Origin of the sequence: Sulfurimonas sp. HSL-1656, assembly GCF_039645585.1 — a bacterium.
GTDB lineage: Bacteria > Campylobacterota > Campylobacteria > Campylobacterales > Sulfurimonadaceae > Thiomicrolovo > Thiomicrolovo subterrani.
This window is the reverse complement of record NZ_CP147915.1, coordinates 1525722-1545381: the sequence shown is the minus strand read 5'-3', so window position 1 is coordinate 1545381 and position 19660 is coordinate 1525722. Positions and strand designations below refer to the sequence as shown.

The window sequence follows — 19660 nt, the reverse complement described above, 5'->3', positions numbered from 1 at the left end:
ATGATCCAGTACGAACCGCATTCGATACGGGAGCGTTTGACGGTCCTCTACGCGCCCGAAGACGCGGAGCGCGCCTACGAGGGCATCCGGGAGCTGATCAACACCTACTGCGACCGGATTGCGTCCCATCCCTACCAGCTCAGCGAGAAAGATGCCATTCTCATTACCTACGGCGACCAGGTGCAGAGTCCGCCCGAACCGCCGCTCAAAGAGCTCAACGACTTCCTGGTGTCGCATATCGACGGGCTCGTCAACGCGGTACACCTGCTGCCGTTTTACCCCTACTCCTCCGATGACGGCTTTTCCGTCGTCGACTACAAGGCGGTCGACCCGCACTGCGGCTCCTGGAGCGAAGTGGAGCAGCTGGGTACCCATTTCCGCCTGATGTTCGATGCGGTCATCAACCATGTCTCCCAGTTTTCCGACTGGTTCAAGAAGTACCTTGAAGGCGATCCCGACTACGCGAACTTTTTTATCGACGCCGACCCCTCCCTGGACCTGAGCTCGGTCGTACGGCCGCGCACCTCGCCGCTGCTGCACGAGTTCAAAGACGCCGAGGGGCGCATCCGCTATATCTGGACGACGTTCAGCCGGGACCAGGTCGACCTCAATTACGCCAACTACAAGGTACTGCTGGCCGTCCTGGACGCGCTCTTCTTCTACATCGAGAAGGGGGCGACGCTGCTGCGGCTGGATGCGATCGCTTTTGTCTGGAAGCAGATCGGTACGACCAGCGTCCACCTTCCGCAGACCCACGAACTGATCCAGCTGATGCGGGAGGTGCTGCACAAGGTCGCCCCCGAAGTCATCATCATTACCGAGACGAACGTACCGCACCAGGAGAACATCTCCTATTTCGGCAGCGGCGACGACGAGGCGCAGATGGTCTACAACTTCGCGCTCCCCCCGCTGCTGGCGTATTCGGTCCTGACGGGGAACCCGGCCAAACTGCTCTCCTGGGCGCGTACACTGACGCTGCCCAGCGACAAGGTCTGCTTCTTCAACTTTACCGCCTCGCATGACGGGGTGGGGCTGCGTCCTGTCAGCGAGATCCTTGACATCGAGGATATCGCGACCTTGGAGGCGGCGGCGAAACGTTCGGGCGGCCTAGTGTCGTACCGGGCGAATGCCGACGGGACGCAGAGCCCCTACGAACTCAACTGCAGCTATATCGATCTGCTCACGCCGCCCGAAGAAGACGATGCCGTCCGGGCGAAACGGATGCTGCTGACCCAGGCCGTGGCCCTTGCGATGCCGGGGGTGCCGGGGATCTATTTCCATTCGCTGTTCGGATCGCGCAACTACCTCCAGGGCGTCAAGATGACGGGGATCAACCGCTCCATCAACCGCGAGAAGTTCAATTCCAACTGGCTCGATGCGCAGCTGCAGAAAGAGGGGAGCCTGGAGCGCCGGGTCTACCTGGCCTACAAGCGGCTGCTCTCCATCCGGATCAACGAAACGGCCTTCGACCCCTTCGGTCCGTTCATCTTCCTGGACCTGCACCCGTCGCTTTTCTGTCTCCAGCGCGAGAGCCGCGAACTGGACAGCCATATCCTGGCCGTGCACAACTTCAGCGACGAGACGGTCGAGTTCCGTCTGCCCGATTATCTTGAGCTGCCATCGACGGAGTGCATCAGTAATATCTATGTAACGTCGGAGACGCTGCAGATTGAAAGTTACGGGGTGATGTGGCTAAAATGCCGTATCGATGTCGAGGCGTTCGAGGCGTGCTGCAACCAGGCACTGCCCATCATCAATGAAAAGGAGTTTGAATGATTACAAAATGTCTATTTCCCGCTGCCGGGTACGGTACGCGCTTTCTGCCCGCGACCAAGGCGATGCCCAAGGAGATGCTGCCCATCCTTACCAAGCCGCTGATCCAGTACGGGGTGGAAGAGGCCAACGAGGCCGGCTGTGACGTCATGGCCGTCATTACGGGGCGCGGCAAGCGGGCCATTACCGACCACTTCGACATCAGCTACGAACTGGAACATCAGATCAAGGGTTCCTCGAAAGAGTCGCTGCTCAAGGATATCCGCCGCCTCATCGACAGCTGCACCTTCACCTATACGCGCCAGAACGAGATGAAGGGGCTGGGCGACGCCATCTACAAAGGCAGAGTCCTGGTCGGCGAGAGCGACCCTTTTGCCGTTATTCTCGCCGACGACCTGTGCATCAACCCCAAGGGCGACGGGGTGCTCAAGCAGATGGTGGAGCTGTACAACAAGTACAAGTGCTGCATCGTCGCCATCATGGAGGTCCCGAAGGACCAGGTCTATAAATACGGCGTTATCGCGGGGCGCGAGATCGAAGAGGGTGTTTTCATGGTCGACGACATGGTCGAAAAACCGGACAATGACAAAGCGCCGTCCAATCTCGCTATTATCGGCCGCTATATCCTCACCCCGGATATCTTCGAGGTGATCAAAAACACCAAGCCGGGCAAGAACGGCGAACTGCAGATCACCGACGCCCTGCTGACGCAGGCGAAAAAGGGGATGGTCCTGGGCTACAAGTTCAAGGGCAAGCGCTTCGACTGCGGCAGCGTCGACGGTTTCGTCGAAGCGACGAACTACTTCTACGAACTCGAAAAGAAAGCCGAAGCGAAAGCGCAGAAGCAGTAACCTTCCCCCCCCCGCGGAACCCCCTCCATACCGCTGCGGCGTGACGGCCGGTTCGGTCGCACGGTTTTACCGTCCATCCTGATGTATGAACCGAATGTATTGTTGTGATGTAAGGGTGAAAGGCTCGCGGTGTCAGCAGCACCGCGAATGCAAGGGAGTAGAAGAACAAAAACGTAATGGCTCGACTTTCCAGTGAAAGTCTGATACAAATCAATCGCATCGGAATGCTTACCCTTTTACGGGTACACACAGTATAGAATATTTGTCAGGCACCCTATGCAATTTTATGATTAACTTTTAACCAATTGCCTTTTGGGGCTGTACAAAAGGTAGCGCAGGTGCCAAAATGCGCTTGGGGCTCATGAGAGGATCAGCCGGTCGATCGCCGCAATCTCGTCGGGTGCCAGGCGGATCTCCGAGACGTGCAGGTCTTCTTGCATGTGCACGGATGAGGTTGTGCCGTCTAGGGGGGTGATCCCTTTGGCGATGAGGTACGCATAAAAGATCTGCGGGGTGCCGATGCGCCGGGCCATCGCGGCGCGGATGACCGGCTCGCTGCCGAGCAGGTGGGGGTTGGCGGTCAGGCTCCAGAAGCTCTGGTAGCGGATGGCGTTGGCGTCGCAGAAAGCGCGCAGCTCCACATCGTAGCCGGAATCGGCGTAGAAGCGGTTCTGGAGCACCGCCGGCTTGATCTCCACCTCGTCAAAGAGGCGCTGCAGGGTGCGCAGATCGTAGCAGTTGCTGATCCCGAGCTGCCGCGCATTGCCCTCTTTTGCGATCGTCTCCATGGCGCGCCAGACGGCAAGCAGCTGCGCAAAGGGGAAGAGCGGCGAGTGCAGGACATACGAATCGACGTAATCGGTACGCAGATTGTCCTGCGAAACGCGGAAGGATTGGCGGACCTGCTCCGCAAGCGGGGCTTTCCGGTCGTAGGGGGTGTTTTCGGGGTCCTGCCCATCTACGGGGGTGAACTTGGTCTGCAGGAAGAGCGCTTCGCGTTCGATCCCCTCGGCGCGCATCACTTCAAGGGCCTCGCCGACGCCGGCCTCATGGTAGTGGCGGGGCTGGCAGGCGGTGTCGATGCCGCGGAACCCGCAACGCAGCGCCGCTTCGACCAGGGGGGCCGTCTGCTCTTTTTTCCAGGCCGTCCCGTAGATGAGTGTCGGCATCTCGATGCCGGCGCGCGTGTGAAGCGTCTTAACCATAAACTTTCTCCGTTTCGACTGTCTTGAGGAACATCGCCAGCTGCGAGTCGATATTGATAATGTGGCGCCGGAATTTTTCATAGGCGTAGTCATCAATATAGGAGCGCCCGAAGGGGGGAAGCTTTCGTGCTTTTTGGAGGAAGTAGCGCATTTCGGAGAGCAGGGTCTCATGCTCGTCCAGGTGCTCCTGCAGACCGTAGAACCCGAGGCTCCGCATCATCTCTTCCTCCATGGCGAAGTGGGCTTCCGTATGCTCGACAAGCGCGGAGAACCCCTCGACAAAGTCACTGCCCGAAGCCGCTTTGACAAGGGTGAGCTGCTGCAGAAAGTCTGCGTGGGTCTGGTCCATCACCTCTATGCCGAGTGTCAGCTCTTCCATTCGATGCTCCTTTGCACTGCCGTGGCTTTAACGCGCCCTATGCAACTTTCATGCGATGCCCCTGTATCGCACGGAATATGCAGTACTCTATCCAAAACGCCTGAAACCGGGCGAAGAGGAGATAACGATGTTATCGACGTTCAATGCACTCAAAGCCGTCTACGCTTCGCGCGAAATTACGATGGATGATCTTGAAGTCCTGCAGCAGTACGATTTTATCCACTTCGAAAACCGGGGCATCAGCCGTTCGGAAACGGATTGCCTGCTCTGTGAGGTGCGTTGCGAACCCTTTGCGGCTTTTCTGACGGCGATCACCGCGGCCGCTTTCGAGTCGGCGGAAGTGCTGCGCGACATGATCACAAAGACGGGCCTCGGGCTTTTCGAGGAGAAGAGCGAGGATGTGGCACTGCTCAGTTTTATGAGTGAGGACAAGGCGGTGGAGATTATCGCCAGCGTTGCGCAGGACGGCAGTGTCAGTATCGACGCGGATGATATCGAAGTGCTGCCCTTTTTCCAGGTCTATCTGCGCGTGCAGCACTGAGGCGCGCGGGCCTAGTGGTGCTCGTGGCTGCCGCAGCCGCAGCCGCCCTGGAGCATCCCGATGACGAAGTGGTCGTCGACTTCGGTGACATCGAAATGGTGTTTGCCGCAGAAGCTGTTCTTCATAAAGGAGAGTTGCGCTTCCGCAGCGCTTTTGGCGCTCTCTTTGTTATCGTAGGAGACGATCTGGTCGAGGCCGTTTCTTTTGGCGCAGCTGCAGAGTTTTTCAATGATGACATGGTGTTCCATAACAGGTTCCTTGAGTGGTTTGGTACAAAATGCAACCGCCGTTCCTGCCGGGCACGGGGACTCCCCTCTCTGCTGCACTCTTTGGCTGTTTGCCGTCTCTGTGTATGATCGTTTTACTCTTGTTTCGCGCAGGGTGTGCAGACACGTCAAACCGGTGTGTTGATCATTGCCGGCGGTTTCACCTGGCAAGCGGAAAAGCGCTGATATTTCGGTACGATTCCCGTTTCACGATTACTGCATGGTTTCACTGTACAGTTGTCTTATTCATTGACAAAGGAGCGATTATGAAACGAATGACAGCATTGATTTCGGCGGCGTTCGTCGCCGGGACCGTTTTTGCGTCCGTCCCGACGGAATCACGTCCGCTGCAGGTGCGTAAAGTGGTTCACCTCCAGAGTGCCCCGGAGGCTGTTGAAAAGCCCGACGCGCTGCCGCCGGCTGCCAAACCGGCCAAGGATTTCGGCAAACTGAACGACCGGAAACTTCCCAATGTCTTTTATCTTCCGAAACCGGAGGTGTCCGATGAAGCGCAGTAAAGTCATGCTCAGGCTCGCCGTACTGTTGATGCCGCTGTGGCTGTTGTCGGGCTGTTTTATCTATGTCGAGGATAACGATCCCCATGTCCCCTTTGTGCCGGCGACACTCGTGATCCATAATGATATAGACTCCTGGGGCGATATCTGGTACGCCTATGTCGCTCCTTCCACGGCGTCGAGCTGGGGGAACGAGCTGCTGGGCGCGGATGTACTCTACCCGGGGGACGATCTGGTCATAGATATCTATGAATGCGACCAGAATTACGATATCAGCGTGGAGTATGATGACGGTACCGTCATTGAAGACTGGGGCGTATGGGTACCGTGCGGTGTGACGACGTACGTCACATACTTACACTAAATACGGCTCAGCCCTCGATAAGCTGTCCGCGGAAGTAGAGCTTCTGTTTTGACGCATGCGCTTCGGGTTCGGCGGCGACGACCGTCACCGGTTCCGGTGCGACCATCAGTTCATCGAACTTCGTCTGCGGCGTTGCCAGCATGACGCTCTCAAAGGCGCGCAGCCGTTTGAGCAGCGCATCCGAGACGGTTAAGAGCTCCTCGTAGTAGTTCTGGGCCAGTTTCAGGTCGCTGGCGCTCGCCTTTTTCGATCCGAACACCCCCATCAGTCCCCCCGATTTTCCGGCAAACAGCGTGGCATAGATCTTCAGATAGATATCGTAACACTCGGTATGGAGTGTGATCATTTCATCAATGACACTTTTGGCGTTGGAGGTGGAAAAGACCATCGCATCGTCATAGAGCCAGCGGCTGAAGTCGCTGTCGGACTGGTTGACGGGGACGGCATCCTTCTCCTGGCTGACCCCGGAGACCATCAGTTTGATCTGGTTGATCCATTTGAGTTGGTATGTTCGTGCATTTCGAATATTCTGAATATAGTTTTCTTTTGATGCCATAATGACCTCCGAGAATAATACCGAAGTGTACGACACGGCCGAAAGATTTTCGGCGATAATATGGATAAAAAATAATCAGGTATCAGATTAATGTGATCATCAAAAAGTCACATTAATCCACCGGCAGTTTTCGCTGCAGCGCGTCATGCCGCAGGATGAGTGAACGTGCGTCCATGCCGACCTTCAAGAAGAGCAGGACGATCAGTCCGGCGACGGGCTGGCCCAGGGCCGCGACGAGAAAGCCTCCGCCGATCAGGCCGATGTGCAGGACGGCCACGCGCCCGTAGGGTGCGCCCATCCAGTCGGAGAGGGTGGTGCGCTCATAGTCGCCGCTGCGGACATAATCGACGTAGAAGGAGACGGCATGGCTGACGATGAGCAGCGTCAGGGCGGTGAGCATGCCGTTGCCGAACAGGGTGTCGCGGTGGTAGAGGTAATCGGCGAGGCCGAAGACGTTCAGGTGCAGCTCCTCCGGCGCGAACAGCGCGATGACGAAGATGCCGTGCACGTAGGTGAACATGCCGTAGTGGAAAATAAAAAAGGGTACGAGGAAGAGCTTGCCGAGATTGCCGGCAAGCTCTTCGGGACGGTTGGTGATCATCTTGAAGACATTGAAGAGGCCGATCACGATGTTTTCCATCCAGTAGAGAAAGATCAGTTCGAAGACGCCCCATCCCCGTTCCAGGACGCCGTAGAGCGGGTAGAGGTTGGCGGCCAGCAGGACGATGAGCGGTAGCGAAACGTAGCGCCGGAGCACGGAAAGCGCTGCCATCAGAGCGTTTTGGAATCGATCAGGATGGTCACCGGCCCGTCGTTCGCGATGCGTACATCCATGTGGGCACCGAAGATACCGTGCGAGACCGGGACGCTCCCGGATGCCCGGTCAATGAAGTAACGGTAAAGGGTTTCGGCGTGTTCCGGCCGGGCGGCGGCATCGAAAGAGGGACGCCTCCCCTTTTTGACGTCGGCGGCCAGGGTAAACTGGGAGATGACGAGGAGCTCGCCCCCGACGTCGAGCAGGGAACGGTTCATTTTGCCTGCCTCGTCGGCGAAGATGCGCAGCGTCAGGATTTTGGAGAGCAGCTTGTCGGCGTCCGCCTCCGTATCGCCCTCCAGGACCCCCAGAAGGAGGTTGAGCCCCATCCCGATCGCGGCGACTTCACGCCCCTCCACGTGGACGGAAGAGCTGCCGACGCGTTGCAGTACGGCCAGCATCAGTGGTGATGATGCTCGTGTTCGAGGATCTCATGGACGGCGGCATCGTCGAGCGGCTCGACTGCCGTGACCGTTCCGTCGAAGACGAGGCTGCGGCCGGCCAGCGGGTGGTTGCCGTCAAGAACCGCTTCGTCGCCGCGGATCTCCTTGACGGTGTAGATGATGACGTCCTCGGGGTGCGATTCGAGGTGCCCTTCGATCTCCATGCCCGCCTCTAGGTCGTCGGGGAGTTCGGAAAGCGCCTCTTCGACGAGGAGGGAACCGTCGTACTCTCCGAACGCTTCGGCAGGCGAGAGGGTGACATGGATGTCATCCCCGGTCCGTTTCCCCTCCAGTTCCGTTTCCAGCTTGGCAAAGATCTGCCCGTAGCCGCCGTGGAGATACATCAGTTCGGAGTCGTCGGGGTTGAGCAGCTCGCCGTCGGAGGTGGAGAGTTCATAGTTCAGGGTGACGAGGCTGTTTTTCGTGATCTGCATGGTGAGGCCTTGGGAATTGGGATAGCACAATTCTACAATGAAAGGGGGGAAATCGACAAACGTCCGGGCCTATGCCTCCAACAGGGCGGCGAGGCTGTAGCGCCAGCCGTAACGGTTGACGGTAGTGGAAAAACCGCGCTCCCGAAGCAGCGAAGCCAGCGTCTCCGGCGGATAGAAATGCCCCGGCTCCCCCAGCAGTTTCTCCGCCCGCCGCAGCAGGTTGCCAAGGAGGGTGGAGGGGTCGAAATCGTAGACGAACAGGAGTCCGCCGGGGCGGAGGACGCGGGCAATCTCGTCGAGCGCCTCTTCGGGAACGGTGAAATGGTGCAGCGCCTCGCCCACGAGGATGCCGTCAAAGCGGTCGGCGTCGAAGGGAAGGGCTTCGGCCCTGGCGATGACACGCCCGACCGTCTCGGGGACATAGCGCAGCATCCCTTCGGCCGGGTCGGCGGCGACGGGTCTTAAATCGTTGCGGCAGCCGAGGGCGTAGTTGGCGAGGGTGCCCGTTCCCGCGCCGAGGTCGAGGATATCGGCGTCGGGGGGGAGGGCGTGCAGGCAGATGCAGAGCTGCGCGACGGCAGTCTCGGGGTAGACGGCCGCCCCGAAGCGGCTGAAGGCCCAACCGAGATGGTTGAAGGGGATCATCGGTGCCGTCTTACGGCGTGACGACGATATAGACGATACGGTCCCCCTGGATCGCCTGCATGAAGTAGGTGTCCGCATAGCGGTAGTACTGCGCCCCGTTGATCGTGACGCTGTAGGCACCGTCGGGGAGGCTGTCGAGTACCTGGCCGGGAGCGAATTCGACATCATAATAGGCCACCGGCGGCTTGACGACGCGGTAGGCGTTGCGGTAGTTGTCCCAGGTATAGTAGACGTCCGCATAGTAGTAGTACGTGCGTCCGCTGTGTACGAAGACGGTGTAGCCCACCGGAAGGGTACGGACCACGAGGCCTACCGGCGGAACGGTGACGATAAACCCGCCGTCGTGATGGCGGTAATAGAGACCGTCGGCATAGTAGAACGAGAGCGCGCCGAGGCTCAGGGAGATCGCCAGACGCGGCAGACTGTGTACCACATAGCCCGGGCGCTGATAATAGGTCAGAGGACGGGCCCCCGGCGGGCGGTAATAGCGCTTGTGCTTGTCGATACGGACGATGTCACCCTTGGCAGGCGGATAGATCCGTTTGCCGTCGCGGTAGTCCACCTTCGGCGGGCGGACCGTACGCTGCTCGGTGTGCCTGTACTCTTCACGCTGTTGCGGGCGGACGACCGGCGCGGGTTTGACCGGATGGGGTGTGTACTTTTGAGGTTCGGAACGGCGTACCTCTTCACGGCGGATCTCACCTTTGGAAGGCTGGTTATGGTCACGGCGTATCTCCTGCCCCAGGGCGTTACCCTGGTTACCGGAACGGCTCTGGTTGTAGGAACGATCCTGCTTATTATAGGAACGGTCCTGTTTCTCATAAGAGCGCTCCTGCTTCGAACCGCCTCTGTCGTTATCCTTCCTGTTGTCATGGTCGGGGGCCGCATAAAGCCCGGCCGAGCCGATGAGCAGTGCGGCTGCGACGGATATGAAGTTGCTGTATCGCATCGTATCCTCCTTAATTGATAGCTTCAGTATAACGGGAAATCGTTAAATAATTGTGAGATACAGCGCTTAGCGGGTACGTTCGTTTTTGAGTGCCGTCAGCGTTTTGAAAAAGCAGCCTACGGTGAAACGGTACTGCTCCCCTTTTTTTTCAAGGGCAGGACTGTTTTGCTGCACGAGGAGGATATCTTCGGGTCGGACCCGGTAGCTTTTGTCGCAGTGAAGGCAGTAGAGTGTTTCCATGGCTGTACCTGTGCAAGATAGATTCATACCGCTGCACGCTCAGCGGCATTTCGGGCAGGGGGTTCGGCGTTCAGTTCGGGCGCTGTCTGAAAAAAAGCATCAGTGCGGCGCCGCCGAGCAGCAGTTCGGCGAGCAGGAGGGTGATGACGGAGGAGAGCATGGACTCGTCCGAGACTTCGGACGCATCCGAGATCTCGAACGGTGTCGTGCGTTCAAACTCCTGCGTTGCCGGGATATGTTTGGCGGCCGGCGTCTGCTGCAGTACGGGCGCTTCGGCGTCGTTCTCGATCACCGTGGTTTTGGTACTTTCAGGCAGGGCCGCGGGGAGGGTCTCCGGTTCCGGTTCCGGGGCAGCGGCGGCGCGGGCGGCGGCCTCGATCTCCGGCGCGGGCGTTTTGATGGTCGTGTGGGCCTGCGGTTCGAGCGGCTGGGTGACAAAGGGTTTCAGGCTGTTGAGGTCGTTCTCGACATAAGCGTTGGGGTGCAGTTTCCGGATACTGCCGAGGATCGTCTGGATATCCCGCTTGTGGTGGAACTGCTCCAGGACGGTCAGGTAGTTCTTGCTCCCGCCGCTGACGGCATAGGCGAAAGCGTTTTCATTCTGAAGACGGCTGGTGTCCGGGTTGTGTTGGAGGTACCACTGCAGCGCTTCATTGCGCTGCTGTGCCTCGCGTTTGCTTTTGAAGACGCCGGCGATGATCTCCCCGCCGTTGGTCGTGAACGCATCCGGATGCAGTTTCTGGATGGTGCGCAGCACGGTGCGGCGCTCCTCGGTTGTGCGGAAGTGGTGGAGGACGGCCAGGTAGTCCGGCACGGCGCTGCGCACGCTGTAGGTAAAGACGCCCGCGGCCTGGAGGGAACTGGTCTCCGGGTCCTGCTGGAGGTACCACTGCAGCGCCTCGATGCGCTGTTTTGCATCCTGTTCCGTTTGGAACGCCCCTGCGATAATGGCTTCTGACGTTGCGGCTGCGAGCGGGAGCACCAACAGAGACAGAAAGAACGATAGGGTGGCCAGACGCATGGAACTCCTTTGACGAATATGGTGCCGAACGCACCAATGAAAGAAGACAATTTTAGCACTCGGAACTTTGTCTAACTTTTTTCTGTTGCAAAAATCGGTGTGTTTTGCCGTTTTTTAACATTTTAGAAGATTTAACAATAAAAACATCATTTTTGTAACCCTGCTGTAGTGCAAAGGGGGTAAAGTGGCGGCCAACGAAGATCTGCGCAGGAAAACACGATGACCATGATACCGACATCCCGAAAACCCCTGCAGCGCCACGGCGCTGCAATGGCATCTGCGGCGGCACGCTGCGAAAACGGCTTCTGCACTGCACATGCGCAGCGGCAGCCCGGACAGGGTGGCGGCATCCATACTGCCGTGACACGCTACATCCGGAAACGTCTGAGAGTACCGGACAGCTTCGAGCCCCTCTGCAGCTGCAGCGAAGGCGAGGGAAACAACGTGCGCGTCGTGACCGTGTTTACGGCACAGAATTACCGGGGGGAGTGCTGCACGGTGCAGCTTGCGGTAGAGATCGACCCGTCAGGATCGATCCTCAGTGTGAAGCAGATCTAAGCGGGTTAGGCTTGCACCGGCTGGCGTCTTCCTGCAAAGAGCATAATGAACGCCGCCCCGCCGAGCAGTTCGGCGATCAGCAGCGGCAGGAAGGACGGTCCCGTCGTTTCCGGGGAAAGGGAAGCCGATGAGAGTGCCGCGGGAGTGGTCACCGCCGTCACTTCTGTCCCCGGTACCGTAGCGACGACGGTCGTGTCCGTCGCCGTTGCGACGCTTTCCGCCATGACCTCGGCAGAGACGGCCGCCGGAGCGAATGCCGCGCTCTCATCGGCCGCCATGCGTTCAGCAGCGGCACCGAACGGGCGCGTAAAATCCATGTTGTTCTTCAGGTAGGCGTCGGGGTAGATCTTCTTGATGCTGTTGCGCACGGTCAGCACTTCGTCGAAATTGCGGAAATTGTACAGTACCGCGACGTAGTAGGGCGCTGCACTTCGCACGCCGTAGGTGTAGTATCCGGCGCGCTGCAGGGCGTAGCTCTCCGGTTCATAGCGCAGATACCCTTTGAGGGTGTCGACGCGCTGCTGCGCCTGTTCGGGGGTATGGAACGCCCCGACGACGATGACCTTGGTGGTGGCAGCCGCGAGGGACGCCGCCGTGATAAACAGTAGTAGTGTCGCGATGATCGGTCGCATGGTTCTCCTTCTCGGCGGCACCGGAATTGGTGCCGGGGAAAATAATTGTAACATTAATAACTTTATTAAACATATTTTTAAAAAAATTTAAAAGCTTCTGGAGAGAAAGAGCGGACTGGGCGTGACCGGCAGAGAGGGGTGTGCCTTACTCCTTCGCTTTGCGGAGTTCGGCATCGAGGGTGTCGAAGAAGGCTTTCGCCTCTTTCTCAAACTGTTCGCGCCACTCGATCCACTGCGCTTTGTAGCGCTCCAGCGTCTTTTCATCAAGCTGCAGCAGCATCCCCTGGGCCTCGAGGGCTTTTTCAGTCCCTTCGGTCACGTTGTCCGCGTCCGGTTCGGAGAGGGTGTCGCTTTGGTGTTCCATCTCCCCGGCGACGTCGTTCAGGGTCTGCTGCTCCTGCGGTGTGAGCTGCTCCCCGTGTTCGTCGAGTGCGTCGCGGGCCGATGCGCCCAGTGCGTCGATCTGTTCGCGCAGGACGCTGCCGTAGCGTTCGATGGAGTCCGACATCTGCCGGTTCAGCGTCTCGGCGTAGGCGTCCATCTGCTGCCGCATCGTCCCGAGCTGCTGCTGCAGGTCGTCGGAGGTGGCGCTGAGCTGTCCCGTCAGCTCCCGGGTGAACTTGGTCAGTTCCGAAAAGAGGGCGGAGAGGGCGTTGCCGCGCAATCCCTCCGCCGTACGCTCGTAGTCGACGAACCAGGTCTCGTCGCGCTGGACGAGGTAGGTCGTCACGGTGGCGGGCAGTTCACGCCCTTCCGGTGCACTGATGCGAGACACGATCTGCGCTCTTCGCCCTTCGATGAGGACCTGTTCGACCGTCGCTTCGGCCCCTTCCCATACGTGTCCGAAGGCGTCGAACGCCGCCTCGTCTTCCAGGGTGGAGTAGCGGACCGCATCGCCTGCATCGTTCTGCTCAACTGCCTTCCAGAACGCTGCCGCAGCCTCCTGGGGGGTCTTGGGCTCAAAACAGCCGCCAAATGCCGCAACGATCAAAAGGAGTGCCGCCAGGCGGGAAAAAAACATCTTCATTGGTTGCCTTTATAAAGGGTATGGAAAGGCGCCATTATAGCGTGCAGGGGAAAACGCGGTGCGGGGTCAGTAGAGTTTCCCGGCGTGCTCCAGGTGGGTCAGGTAGAGACGCAGGTCGAACTCCAGCTGGTGGTAGCCGGGGGCCATGTGCTCGCAGAGGTTGTAAAAGGCCTTGTTGTGGTCGCGCTCTTTGAGGTGGGCCAGTTCGTGGGCGACGATCATCTGCAAGAAGGGCTCGGGCACCCGCTTGAAAAGGGAGGCGATGCGGATCTCCCGCCGGGAGCGCACCCGGCCTCCGTGCACCTTCGAGATGCGGGTGTGCATCCCCAGGGCGTCGTCGACGACACTGATCTTCGTGTCATAGACGACCTTGTGCAGGGGCTGGGAGTTGCGCATGTGCGCACTGCGCATGGCGTCGGCGTAGTCGTAGAGCGCGCCGTCGGTGGAGAGGGTGTGCGCTTCGGGGTACTTCTGCAGCAGGAAATCGCCGAGCTTCCCGCTTTCGATCAGGCGGCGCACCTGGGCCTGGAGCGTCTCGGGGTAATGGGCAAGATAGCGCAGCTCCTTCATACCGCCCTCCCTGTTTTGTTTGCGCCATTGTAGCATCTGTCCGCCCAACACGGCCATGGGCGTTTTTGAACTATTTATGCGCCGGGCGTATAGTAATAGTAAAGGTAAAACGCCCGAAAAGGAGCGACCATGCAACGCACGCGATACGAAAACCGGCCGCTGCGCGAAGCCGACGTGACGGAAGAGGCACTCTTCGACGAACGCAGGAAATTCCTGAAGCTGGGGGCGGCGAGCCTGGTGAGCACGGCGGCGGTGCTGGAGCTGGCCGCGAAAGAGCATCTGCCCGCCGTCAACCTCGACTATGCCAAAGACCCCAACGCGGGAGGACTCGAACTCAACACCTACGAGCAGATCACCTCATACAACAACTTCTACGAGTTCACGACGAGCAAAAAGGGGGTCAAGCCCCTTTCAAAGCGCTTCAAAAGCGAGCCGTGGAAACTGACCGTCGACGGGATGGTCGAGCAACCGCTCGAGCTGGACGTCTGGGAGCTGATGAAGCAGATGCCGCTGGAGGAGCGGATCTACCGCTTCCGCTGCGTGGAGGGGTGGTCGATGGTTGTGCCGTGGATCGGGTTCGAACTCTCGAGGCTTATCGCCATGGCCAAGCCCCTCGCGTCGGCGAAGTACGTCCGTTTCGAGACCCTGTACGACCCCGAGCAGTTCCCCGACCAGGGCCGCGGCCTCCTGGCGACCCTGGACTACCCCTACGTCGAGGGGCTGCGCATGGACGAGGCGATGCACCCGCTGACCCTGATGGCCGTCGGCCTCTACGGCCACACCCTCCCGCCGCAGAACGGCGCGCCGATCCGCCTCATCGTGCCGTGGAAGTACGGCTTCAAAAGCATCAAGTCGGTCGTGAGGATCACCTTCACCGACACCCAGCCGCAGAACACATGGAACGTCTACGCCCCCCGCGAATACGGCTTTTACGCGAACGTCAACCCCGACGTCGACCACCCCCGCTGGTCCCAGGCACGTGAACGGGTACTGGGGCACTTCTTCAAACAGCCGACGCAGCTGTTCAACGGCTACGCGAAAGAGGTCGCCCACCTCTACAAGGGCATGGACCTGAGGAAACAGTTTTGAAAAGAGCGCTCCTCTTTCTCCTCTGCCTCTCCCCGCTGATCTTCCTGCTCTACCGCCTCTTCGCCGGCGGGGCGGAAGACCCCATCAAGGCCATCTACAGCGTGACCGGCTACAGCGCTTTGACGCTGCTCTACGCGGCGACCACCATCTCATTGGTGCGAAAAAAGATCCGGCTGCTGCGCTACCGGCGGATGGTAGGGCTCTTCGCCTTTTTCTACGCCCTGCTGCACTTTTCCAACTTTCTTATCCTCGATATGGAGCTCGATCCCGCCAGCGTTCTCGACGAGACGCTGAAAAAGCCTTTCATCTATCTCGGGGTGACGGCCTTCGCCATTTTGCTTTTCATGGCCGTCACCTCCCTGCCGAAGCTTTTCGCCAGGTTCTACGGGTACCACCAGCTCATCTACGTCGCCCTGCTGCTGGTAACGGTCCACTTCGTCATGGCGCAGAAGGCGCTCGCCTACTGGCAGTGGGAGATCCTGGCGGTGATGGCCGTCATCGGCGTGCTGAAGGTGGTACAGAAAACGGGGCTCGCGAAGTTCTGAACAGCGCCACGCTGCGGGTGGCGGAAAGGCCATCCTTTGAAATTGCCGCAACCCTCACTTGGCACTCCTGCCATCTTTTTATTGCCGCGCCCGGTGAAGCGCTATAATCGCGTCATGGATACCATCAACGCGGGCGAAGTCCTCGCCCTTCTCAACGCCGTCACCGCCGACGAAGCCCTGCTCGAAGAGCAGCCCGACAACCCCTTCATCCCCCGCCGCCTGACACGGCGTCGCAAACAATTGTGCGACTACTGCAGCGGGGGCGACGACGAAGGCTTTGTCCGGCAGGCCTACGCGGATATGACCCCGCGCCAGCGCCGGGACCGTGACCACAAGAGCTTCCTCGCCAAGTACCGCAAGCTCCGGCCCGCCCCGGCGTCGAACGAGGCCGAACTGCGCGAGGCCGCCGAAACCTTCCTGCGCGAACGCTACGGGGAGGGGACAAAGGTCATCCACGAGTTCACGCAGTGGACCATCAGCGTCCGTCCTGACCTTTACGCTCTGACGGAAGAAGAGACGCTCGTCGCCGTCGAGATCAAGAGCGACAAAGACAACCTCGACCGCCTCTACCGTCAGCTTGACAGCTACTCCCGCTTCAGCAACCATGTCTACGTCGCCCTCGACGAGCGGTTCCTCACCAAGTACCTCCAGACCTTCGGCAACCGTTTCGAGCATGTGGGCATTCTGCTTTACGGCGAAGCGGGCCTGGGGCTTTATAAGGAGCCCGAACCGCTACTCCCCGATACGCTCGTCGCCATGCTCCGCGCCCCGGAGCTGAAGCACTTCTTCTCTATGCTGAACAACCGGAGCCGCCTTCCCGGCAGCGACTACAACACCTACCGTGACGTCATCGACGCCGTCTACACCCAGCGCGAACGCGAATTGGTCGCGCGGCAGCTCTTTGTGACCCGCCTGCGGGGCGGCAGGCCCGATGATGTTAAGATGGTGGATTACGTCGACCCGCTGGAGAAGCAGCTGCTTTTCGACGAACTGCTCAAACCCTCCTACTGGGAGGCGGGGCGGATGCGCAGGGCGGTGAAGCTGCCAGGTGTATTGGAGCTCTACCGGCAGCTGCGGCAGCCGACGCTCTTTTGACGCGGGGTCGAACAGAAATTGCTTTACCGTCTAAAAGGCGTGAACGCAGAGAGGGGAGCAGTACAGTGAAAGTAGGGCCGATGCCGGCGGGAAACCATTGGTTCGAGTACGAAAACTACGCTCAGCACCCCCGCTACCTCGGCCTCTCCGGGGAGGAGCGGGCGATTGTCGAGCAGTTCAACACGGACGGCTGCTACCTCTACAGGGGTGCCATCGGCGACGACACGGTCGAAAAGGTCAACGACGCCCTGGACGACTGGACGGTTGCCAACGTCAAAGCCCTGGCGGCGAACAAGAAAGCCGACGGCACCTACCCGCGCCTGATCGGGCTGCACGAAGAAATTCCCGAGATCAATGCGCTCTTCACAGAACCTACGATCGTCAAATTGCAGGAGCTGCTGTTCGGCCTGGGACCGTCGCTGCGGACTTCGATCACCTTTTTGCAGGGGAGCCAGCAGCCGCTGCACCGGGACATCCCCGTCTTTCACGTCATGCCGGGGGAGCCCTATTTCAGGATCTGGATCGCTCTGGAAGATACGACGCCGGAAAACGGTACGCTGACGGGGGTCAAAGGCGCTCACCGGGTTGCGGCGGAACGCTACCGTCTGCCGCACCGATTCTACGAAGGTTTCGATACAATGCCGCCACAGGATCCGGGCGCATGGCGCCGCTACCAGGAGACGCTGAAGCGGCGGTACGAAGCGGCCGGATTGAAAGAGGAGGCATTCGCCTTCCGCAGCGGCGACGCCCTTATCTGGCACCCGCTTTTCCCCCACGGCGGCAGCGTCATCGAGAACAGACGCTCCAGCAGGCGCTCCGTCGTCCTGCACGTCTCGGCCCTCCCGCCGCGTTAACACTCATCTTAACCATTGCCGCACCGATAGCGGATGCAGGCAGGAAGCAACTTTGAATGAACCCGAACCCGATCCGCTCCGTATTGACGTCCCTGCGGCCCAAGGCGCGCCTGCGCGAGGTGCTGCGGCTGGCGCTGCCCGCGGCCTTTAAACACCTCCTCGACGTCGTGCAGATCCTTACGGACATGCTGATGGTCGGCTTCCTCAGTGTCGCTGCCCTGGCGGCGGTGGGGATGAGCCTGCAGTTCATGATGATCATCAACGTCGTCATCACCCTTTATGTCGTGGGGGGCAATGCCGTCACCGCACGGCTCATCGGCGCCCGGCGGCGTAAAAGGGCCTACACGCTGCTCTTTACGCTGGGACTGCTCGCGCTGCTGCTCTCGCTGCCTTTTGCCGCGGCGGGGTACCTGTTCGCCGGCGACTTCTACCTGCTGATGGGTACCGGGGAGGATGTCGCGCACTACGGCCACGTCTATTTCGGTATTCTCGCCGCCGGTTTCCCCCTCATCTTCCTCGATTCGCTCTTTTACAACCAGCTCAGTGCGGCGGGGGACACGAAAAGCTCGCTGTACATCAAGCTCGCCTCGGCCGGGGTCAACGCCCTGCTTGACTACCTGCTTATCTTCGGCCACGGGGGATTTCCGGCATTGGGCGTTGCCGGGGCGGCCTACGCGACCATTGCCGCTTATGCCCTCAACATCCTGCTCTACCTGCTCTTGCTGCGCTCTCATGATGCCCGTCTTCACCTACTGCCGCGCCTGAACCTGCCGGACCTCCGGCGCGTACTCTCCATCGGCAGCCATGCCGCCCTGGAGCGGCTCATCACCTCGGCGTCTTTCCTGCTCTTCATCTGGGTCATCGCGTCGTACGGGACGGCAGCGCTGGCGGGCTACCAGGTGGGGCTGCGCGTGGAGGGGCTGGCCTTTATGCCGGGGTTCGGTTTCGCCGTCGCGGCGATGGCTATCGCCGGGCAGCAGCTGGGGGCGAAGCGCCCCGAGGAGGCCTACGAGGGAGGGCTCTACAGCCTGAAAGTCGCCGCAACGTTCATGGGCCTGCTCGGCCTCATCATGGTCATCTGGCCCGAGCTCTTCGTGCGCCTTTTCACCCAGGACCCCGAGACGGTGGAGCAGGCGTCGCTCTACCTGCGCCTCGTCGGCCTCTCCCAGGTGCCGCTGGCGGTGCTTTTCGTACTCAGCAACGTCCTGCGCGGCGCGGGGGACACCCGCACGCCGCTCAAAATCAACATCGCCGCGCTGTGGCTGCTGCGGGTCATCCCCTCCTACATTGCCATGAAACTGGGCTTCGGCATCATCGCCGTCTACATCATCATGACGGTGGAGACCTTTATAAAAGGGTTTATCTTCTGGAAGATCTTCCGCAGACGTGCGTGGTTGAAGACGAAGATATAAGCTGCGTTTCTCATCAGTCAAACTGAAGACTGAATAGTAATCTCTTTGCCACTTTTTTAGAAAAAGTAGCGCAAAAAGCGGCCTTTCGCGAATCGCTCATCCCTCCCGGCTTGAGGGTATATCTATAACCCTTGTACAGATTCAGAGGGTTTTGGAAGCGTGAGGTTGTCTTTGTTTTTTGTGAAGGCCTGGCTGTAGCCAAGTCGAGCGGAAAAAGGAGGGAAAGTCGCGTTTCCAAAGTCCTCCCGCAGGGCGAAACAGAGAAAAGCCATACTCTACGTTGCCGCTTCTCGACTTGGCTATGGCCAGGCCTTCAAAACGCCGCCTTGATTATGTCTTTCTCTGCTTCGCTGAAACTGCACAGGGGCTATATAGATATACCCTTACCTCCGGGATGGCTTACAAAGAGCGCTCAAGGCCAATTCCCAATTTGATTGAATGCGCTTCGACGTATCGAAGCTCTCTTGTTTTTGTTGGCTTCGGTTCCCGAAGCGCATAAATCGATAGGCAACCTGTCGTTAAGCGTGCCTTGAAAGCCGCCCTGAAGGCACAAAGCCGGGAGCAGCGTGCGATTCGCGCAACGACGATTTTCTTTTGTTTCTTTTCTTTGTAAAAAGAAAAGATAGAGAAGAGGGTTTCTTAGCCACTTTTTTAGAAAAAGTAGCACAAAAAGCGGCCTTTCGCGAATCGCTCATCCCTCCCGGCTTTATGCCTCCGGGATGGCTTATAAGGATCGCGCTCAAGGCCAAGGGTCTATTTTATTGATGCGCTTCGACGTGTCGAAGCTCTCTTCTGTTTCTTTAGATCATGACGCCGGAGAGCTTCATCATCTGGCAGATCGTTGCGCTGCGGACGCCCGCCGCTCCGCTGTTGTTTCTTTTG

General features: G+C 59.2%; 25 protein-coding genes. 11 read left to right on the top strand and 14 right to left on the bottom strand.

The annotated features are described in order from the left end of the window. Nucleotides 1-1776 (top strand): sugar phosphorylase, encoded by a 1776-nt coding sequence (locus tag WCX49_RS08040; protein WP_345984582.1) that lies wholly within the window; start codon nt 1-3, stop codon nt 1774-1776. Beyond that, the gene (galU, locus tag WCX49_RS08035; protein ID WP_345984581.1) at nt 1773-2624 is read left to right on the top strand and encodes a UTP--glucose-1-phosphate uridylyltransferase GalU; all 852 of its coding nucleotides are present in this window, start codon (nt 1773-1775) and stop codon (nt 2622-2624) included. Before WCX49_RS08040 ends, galU begins: the two co-directional genes overlap by 4 nt. Before the next feature lie 359 nt (nt 2625-2983). Here the strand turns inward: galU and WCX49_RS08030 are convergent, their stop codons facing one another. Further along, entirely contained in the window at nt 2984-3829 is an 846-nt protein-coding gene (locus tag WCX49_RS08030; protein ID WP_345984580.1) for an aldo/keto reductase, read from the bottom strand. Then, nucleotides 3822-4208 carry a hemerythrin domain-containing protein gene (locus WCX49_RS08025; RefSeq protein WP_345984579.1) on the bottom strand — a complete coding sequence of 129 codons (387 nt, stop codon included), beginning with the start codon at nt 4206-4208 and terminating at the stop codon, nt 3822-3824. Before WCX49_RS08025 ends, WCX49_RS08030 begins: the two co-directional genes overlap by 8 nt. A 127-nt stretch (nt 4209-4335) precedes the next feature. Between WCX49_RS08025 and WCX49_RS08020 the strand changes: the two genes are divergently transcribed. Further along, nucleotides 4336-4749, top strand: a complete 414-nt coding sequence (locus WCX49_RS08020; protein ID WP_345984578.1) for a hypothetical protein — start codon at nt 4336-4338, stop codon at nt 4747-4749. Between the two features lie 11 nt (nt 4750-4760). Here the strand turns inward: WCX49_RS08020 and WCX49_RS08015 are convergent, their stop codons facing one another. Then, nucleotides 4761-4997 carry a hypothetical protein gene (locus WCX49_RS08015; protein WP_345984577.1) on the bottom strand — a complete coding sequence of 79 codons (237 nt, stop codon included), beginning with the start codon at nt 4995-4997 and terminating at the stop codon, nt 4761-4763. A gap of 284 nt (nt 4998-5281) precedes the next feature. Here WCX49_RS08015 and WCX49_RS08010 point away from each other — a divergent pair, with 284 nt between their 5' ends. Further along, nucleotides 5282-5533: a hypothetical protein gene (locus tag WCX49_RS08010; RefSeq protein ID WP_345984576.1), complete on the top strand. Its 252-nt coding sequence runs from the start codon at nt 5282-5284 to the stop codon at nt 5531-5533. Next, nucleotides 5520-5894: a hypothetical protein gene (locus WCX49_RS08005; protein ID WP_345984575.1), complete on the top strand. Its 375-nt coding sequence runs from the start codon at nt 5520-5522 to the stop codon at nt 5892-5894. Before WCX49_RS08010 ends, WCX49_RS08005 begins: the two co-directional genes overlap by 14 nt. Nucleotides 5895-5901: 7 nt before the next feature. On the opposite strand, the gene WCX49_RS08000 is transcribed toward WCX49_RS08005, so the two are convergent. From WCX49_RS08000 to WCX49_RS07965, 8 genes are all read right to left on the bottom strand, one after another. After that, nucleotides 5902-6450, bottom strand: coding sequence for a hypothetical protein (locus tag WCX49_RS08000; RefSeq protein WP_345984574.1), 549 nt, complete (start codon nt 6448-6450; stop codon nt 5902-5904). 112 nt (nt 6451-6562) lie between these two features. Beyond that, the gene (locus WCX49_RS07995; protein ID WP_345984573.1) at nt 6563-7222 is read right to left on the bottom strand and encodes a DUF6498-containing protein; all 660 of its coding nucleotides are present in this window, start codon (nt 7220-7222) and stop codon (nt 6563-6565) included. Then, nucleotides 7222-7665: a D-aminoacyl-tRNA deacylase gene (gene dtd / locus WCX49_RS07990; RefSeq protein WP_345984572.1), complete on the bottom strand. Its 444-nt coding sequence runs from the start codon at nt 7663-7665 to the stop codon at nt 7222-7224. The genes WCX49_RS07995 and dtd overlap by 1 nt, the downstream gene beginning before the upstream one ends. After that, nucleotides 7665-8141, bottom strand: a complete 477-nt coding sequence (locus WCX49_RS07985; RefSeq protein WP_345984571.1) for a peptidylprolyl isomerase — start codon at nt 8139-8141, stop codon at nt 7665-7667. The genes dtd and WCX49_RS07985 overlap by 1 nt, the downstream gene beginning before the upstream one ends. A gap of 69 nt (nt 8142-8210) precedes the next feature. Next, nucleotides 8211-8786: a class I SAM-dependent methyltransferase gene (locus WCX49_RS07980; protein WP_345984570.1), complete on the bottom strand. Its 576-nt coding sequence runs from the start codon at nt 8784-8786 to the stop codon at nt 8211-8213. Between the two features lie 10 nt (nt 8787-8796). Beyond that, nucleotides 8797-9735 (bottom strand): DUF6515 family protein, encoded by a 939-nt coding sequence (locus WCX49_RS07975; RefSeq protein ID WP_345984569.1) that lies wholly within the window; start codon nt 9733-9735, stop codon nt 8797-8799. Nucleotides 9736-9801: 66 nt separating this feature from the next. After that, on the bottom strand, nt 9802-9975 hold the full coding sequence (locus WCX49_RS07970) for a hypothetical protein (protein ID WP_345984568.1): 174 nt from the start codon (nt 9973-9975) through the stop codon (nt 9802-9804). Between the two features lie 70 nt (nt 9976-10045). Next, nucleotides 10046-10996, bottom strand: coding sequence for a hypothetical protein (locus WCX49_RS07965; protein WP_345984567.1), 951 nt, complete (start codon nt 10994-10996; stop codon nt 10046-10048). Between the two features lie 219 nt (nt 10997-11215). Here WCX49_RS07965 and WCX49_RS07960 point away from each other — a divergent pair, with 219 nt between their 5' ends. After that, on the top strand, nt 11216-11554 hold the full coding sequence (locus WCX49_RS07960) for a hypothetical protein (RefSeq protein WP_345984566.1): 339 nt from the start codon (nt 11216-11218) through the stop codon (nt 11552-11554). Nucleotides 11555-11559: 5 nt separating this feature from the next. Here WCX49_RS07960 and WCX49_RS07955 read toward each other — a convergent pair whose 3' ends face one another. From WCX49_RS07955 to WCX49_RS07945, 3 genes are all read right to left on the bottom strand, one after another. Next, complete coding sequence (locus WCX49_RS07955) at nt 11560-12186, bottom strand: hypothetical protein (RefSeq protein ID WP_345984565.1); 627 nt, start codon at nt 12184-12186, stop codon at nt 11560-11562. Between the two features lie 145 nt (nt 12187-12331). Then, a complete protein-coding gene (locus WCX49_RS07950) occupies nt 12332-13213 on the bottom strand; it encodes a hypothetical protein (protein WP_345984564.1) in 882 nt (293 codons plus the stop codon). Nucleotides 13214-13279: 66 nt separating this feature from the next. Further along, the gene (locus WCX49_RS07945) at nt 13280-13783 is read right to left on the bottom strand and encodes a YgjP-like metallopeptidase domain-containing protein (RefSeq protein WP_345984563.1); all 504 of its coding nucleotides are present in this window, start codon (nt 13781-13783) and stop codon (nt 13280-13282) included. Nucleotides 13784-13912: 129 nt separating this feature from the next. Between WCX49_RS07945 and msrP the strand changes: the two genes are divergently transcribed. From msrP to WCX49_RS07920, 5 genes are all read left to right on the top strand, one after another. Continuing rightward, on the top strand, nt 13913-14872 hold the full coding sequence (gene msrP / locus WCX49_RS07940) for a protein-methionine-sulfoxide reductase catalytic subunit MsrP (RefSeq protein ID WP_345984562.1): 960 nt from the start codon (nt 13913-13915) through the stop codon (nt 14870-14872). Beyond that, nucleotides 14869-15417 (top strand): ferric reductase-like transmembrane domain-containing protein, encoded by a 549-nt coding sequence (locus WCX49_RS07935; protein WP_345984561.1) that lies wholly within the window; start codon nt 14869-14871, stop codon nt 15415-15417. The genes msrP and WCX49_RS07935 overlap by 4 nt, the downstream gene beginning before the upstream one ends. A gap of 114 nt (nt 15418-15531) precedes the next feature. After that, nucleotides 15532-16512 (top strand): sce7726 family protein, encoded by a 981-nt coding sequence (locus tag WCX49_RS07930; RefSeq protein WP_345984560.1) that lies wholly within the window; start codon nt 15532-15534, stop codon nt 16510-16512. 80 nt (nt 16513-16592) lie between these two features. Further along, on the top strand, nt 16593-17366 hold the full coding sequence (locus WCX49_RS07925; RefSeq protein WP_345984559.1) for a phytanoyl-CoA dioxygenase family protein: 774 nt from the start codon (nt 16593-16595) through the stop codon (nt 17364-17366). Between the two features lie 56 nt (nt 17367-17422). Beyond that, nucleotides 17423-18778, top strand: coding sequence for an MATE family efflux transporter (locus tag WCX49_RS07920; protein ID WP_345984558.1), 1356 nt, complete (start codon nt 17423-17425; stop codon nt 18776-18778). Nucleotides 18779-19660 lie beyond the last annotated feature (882 nt).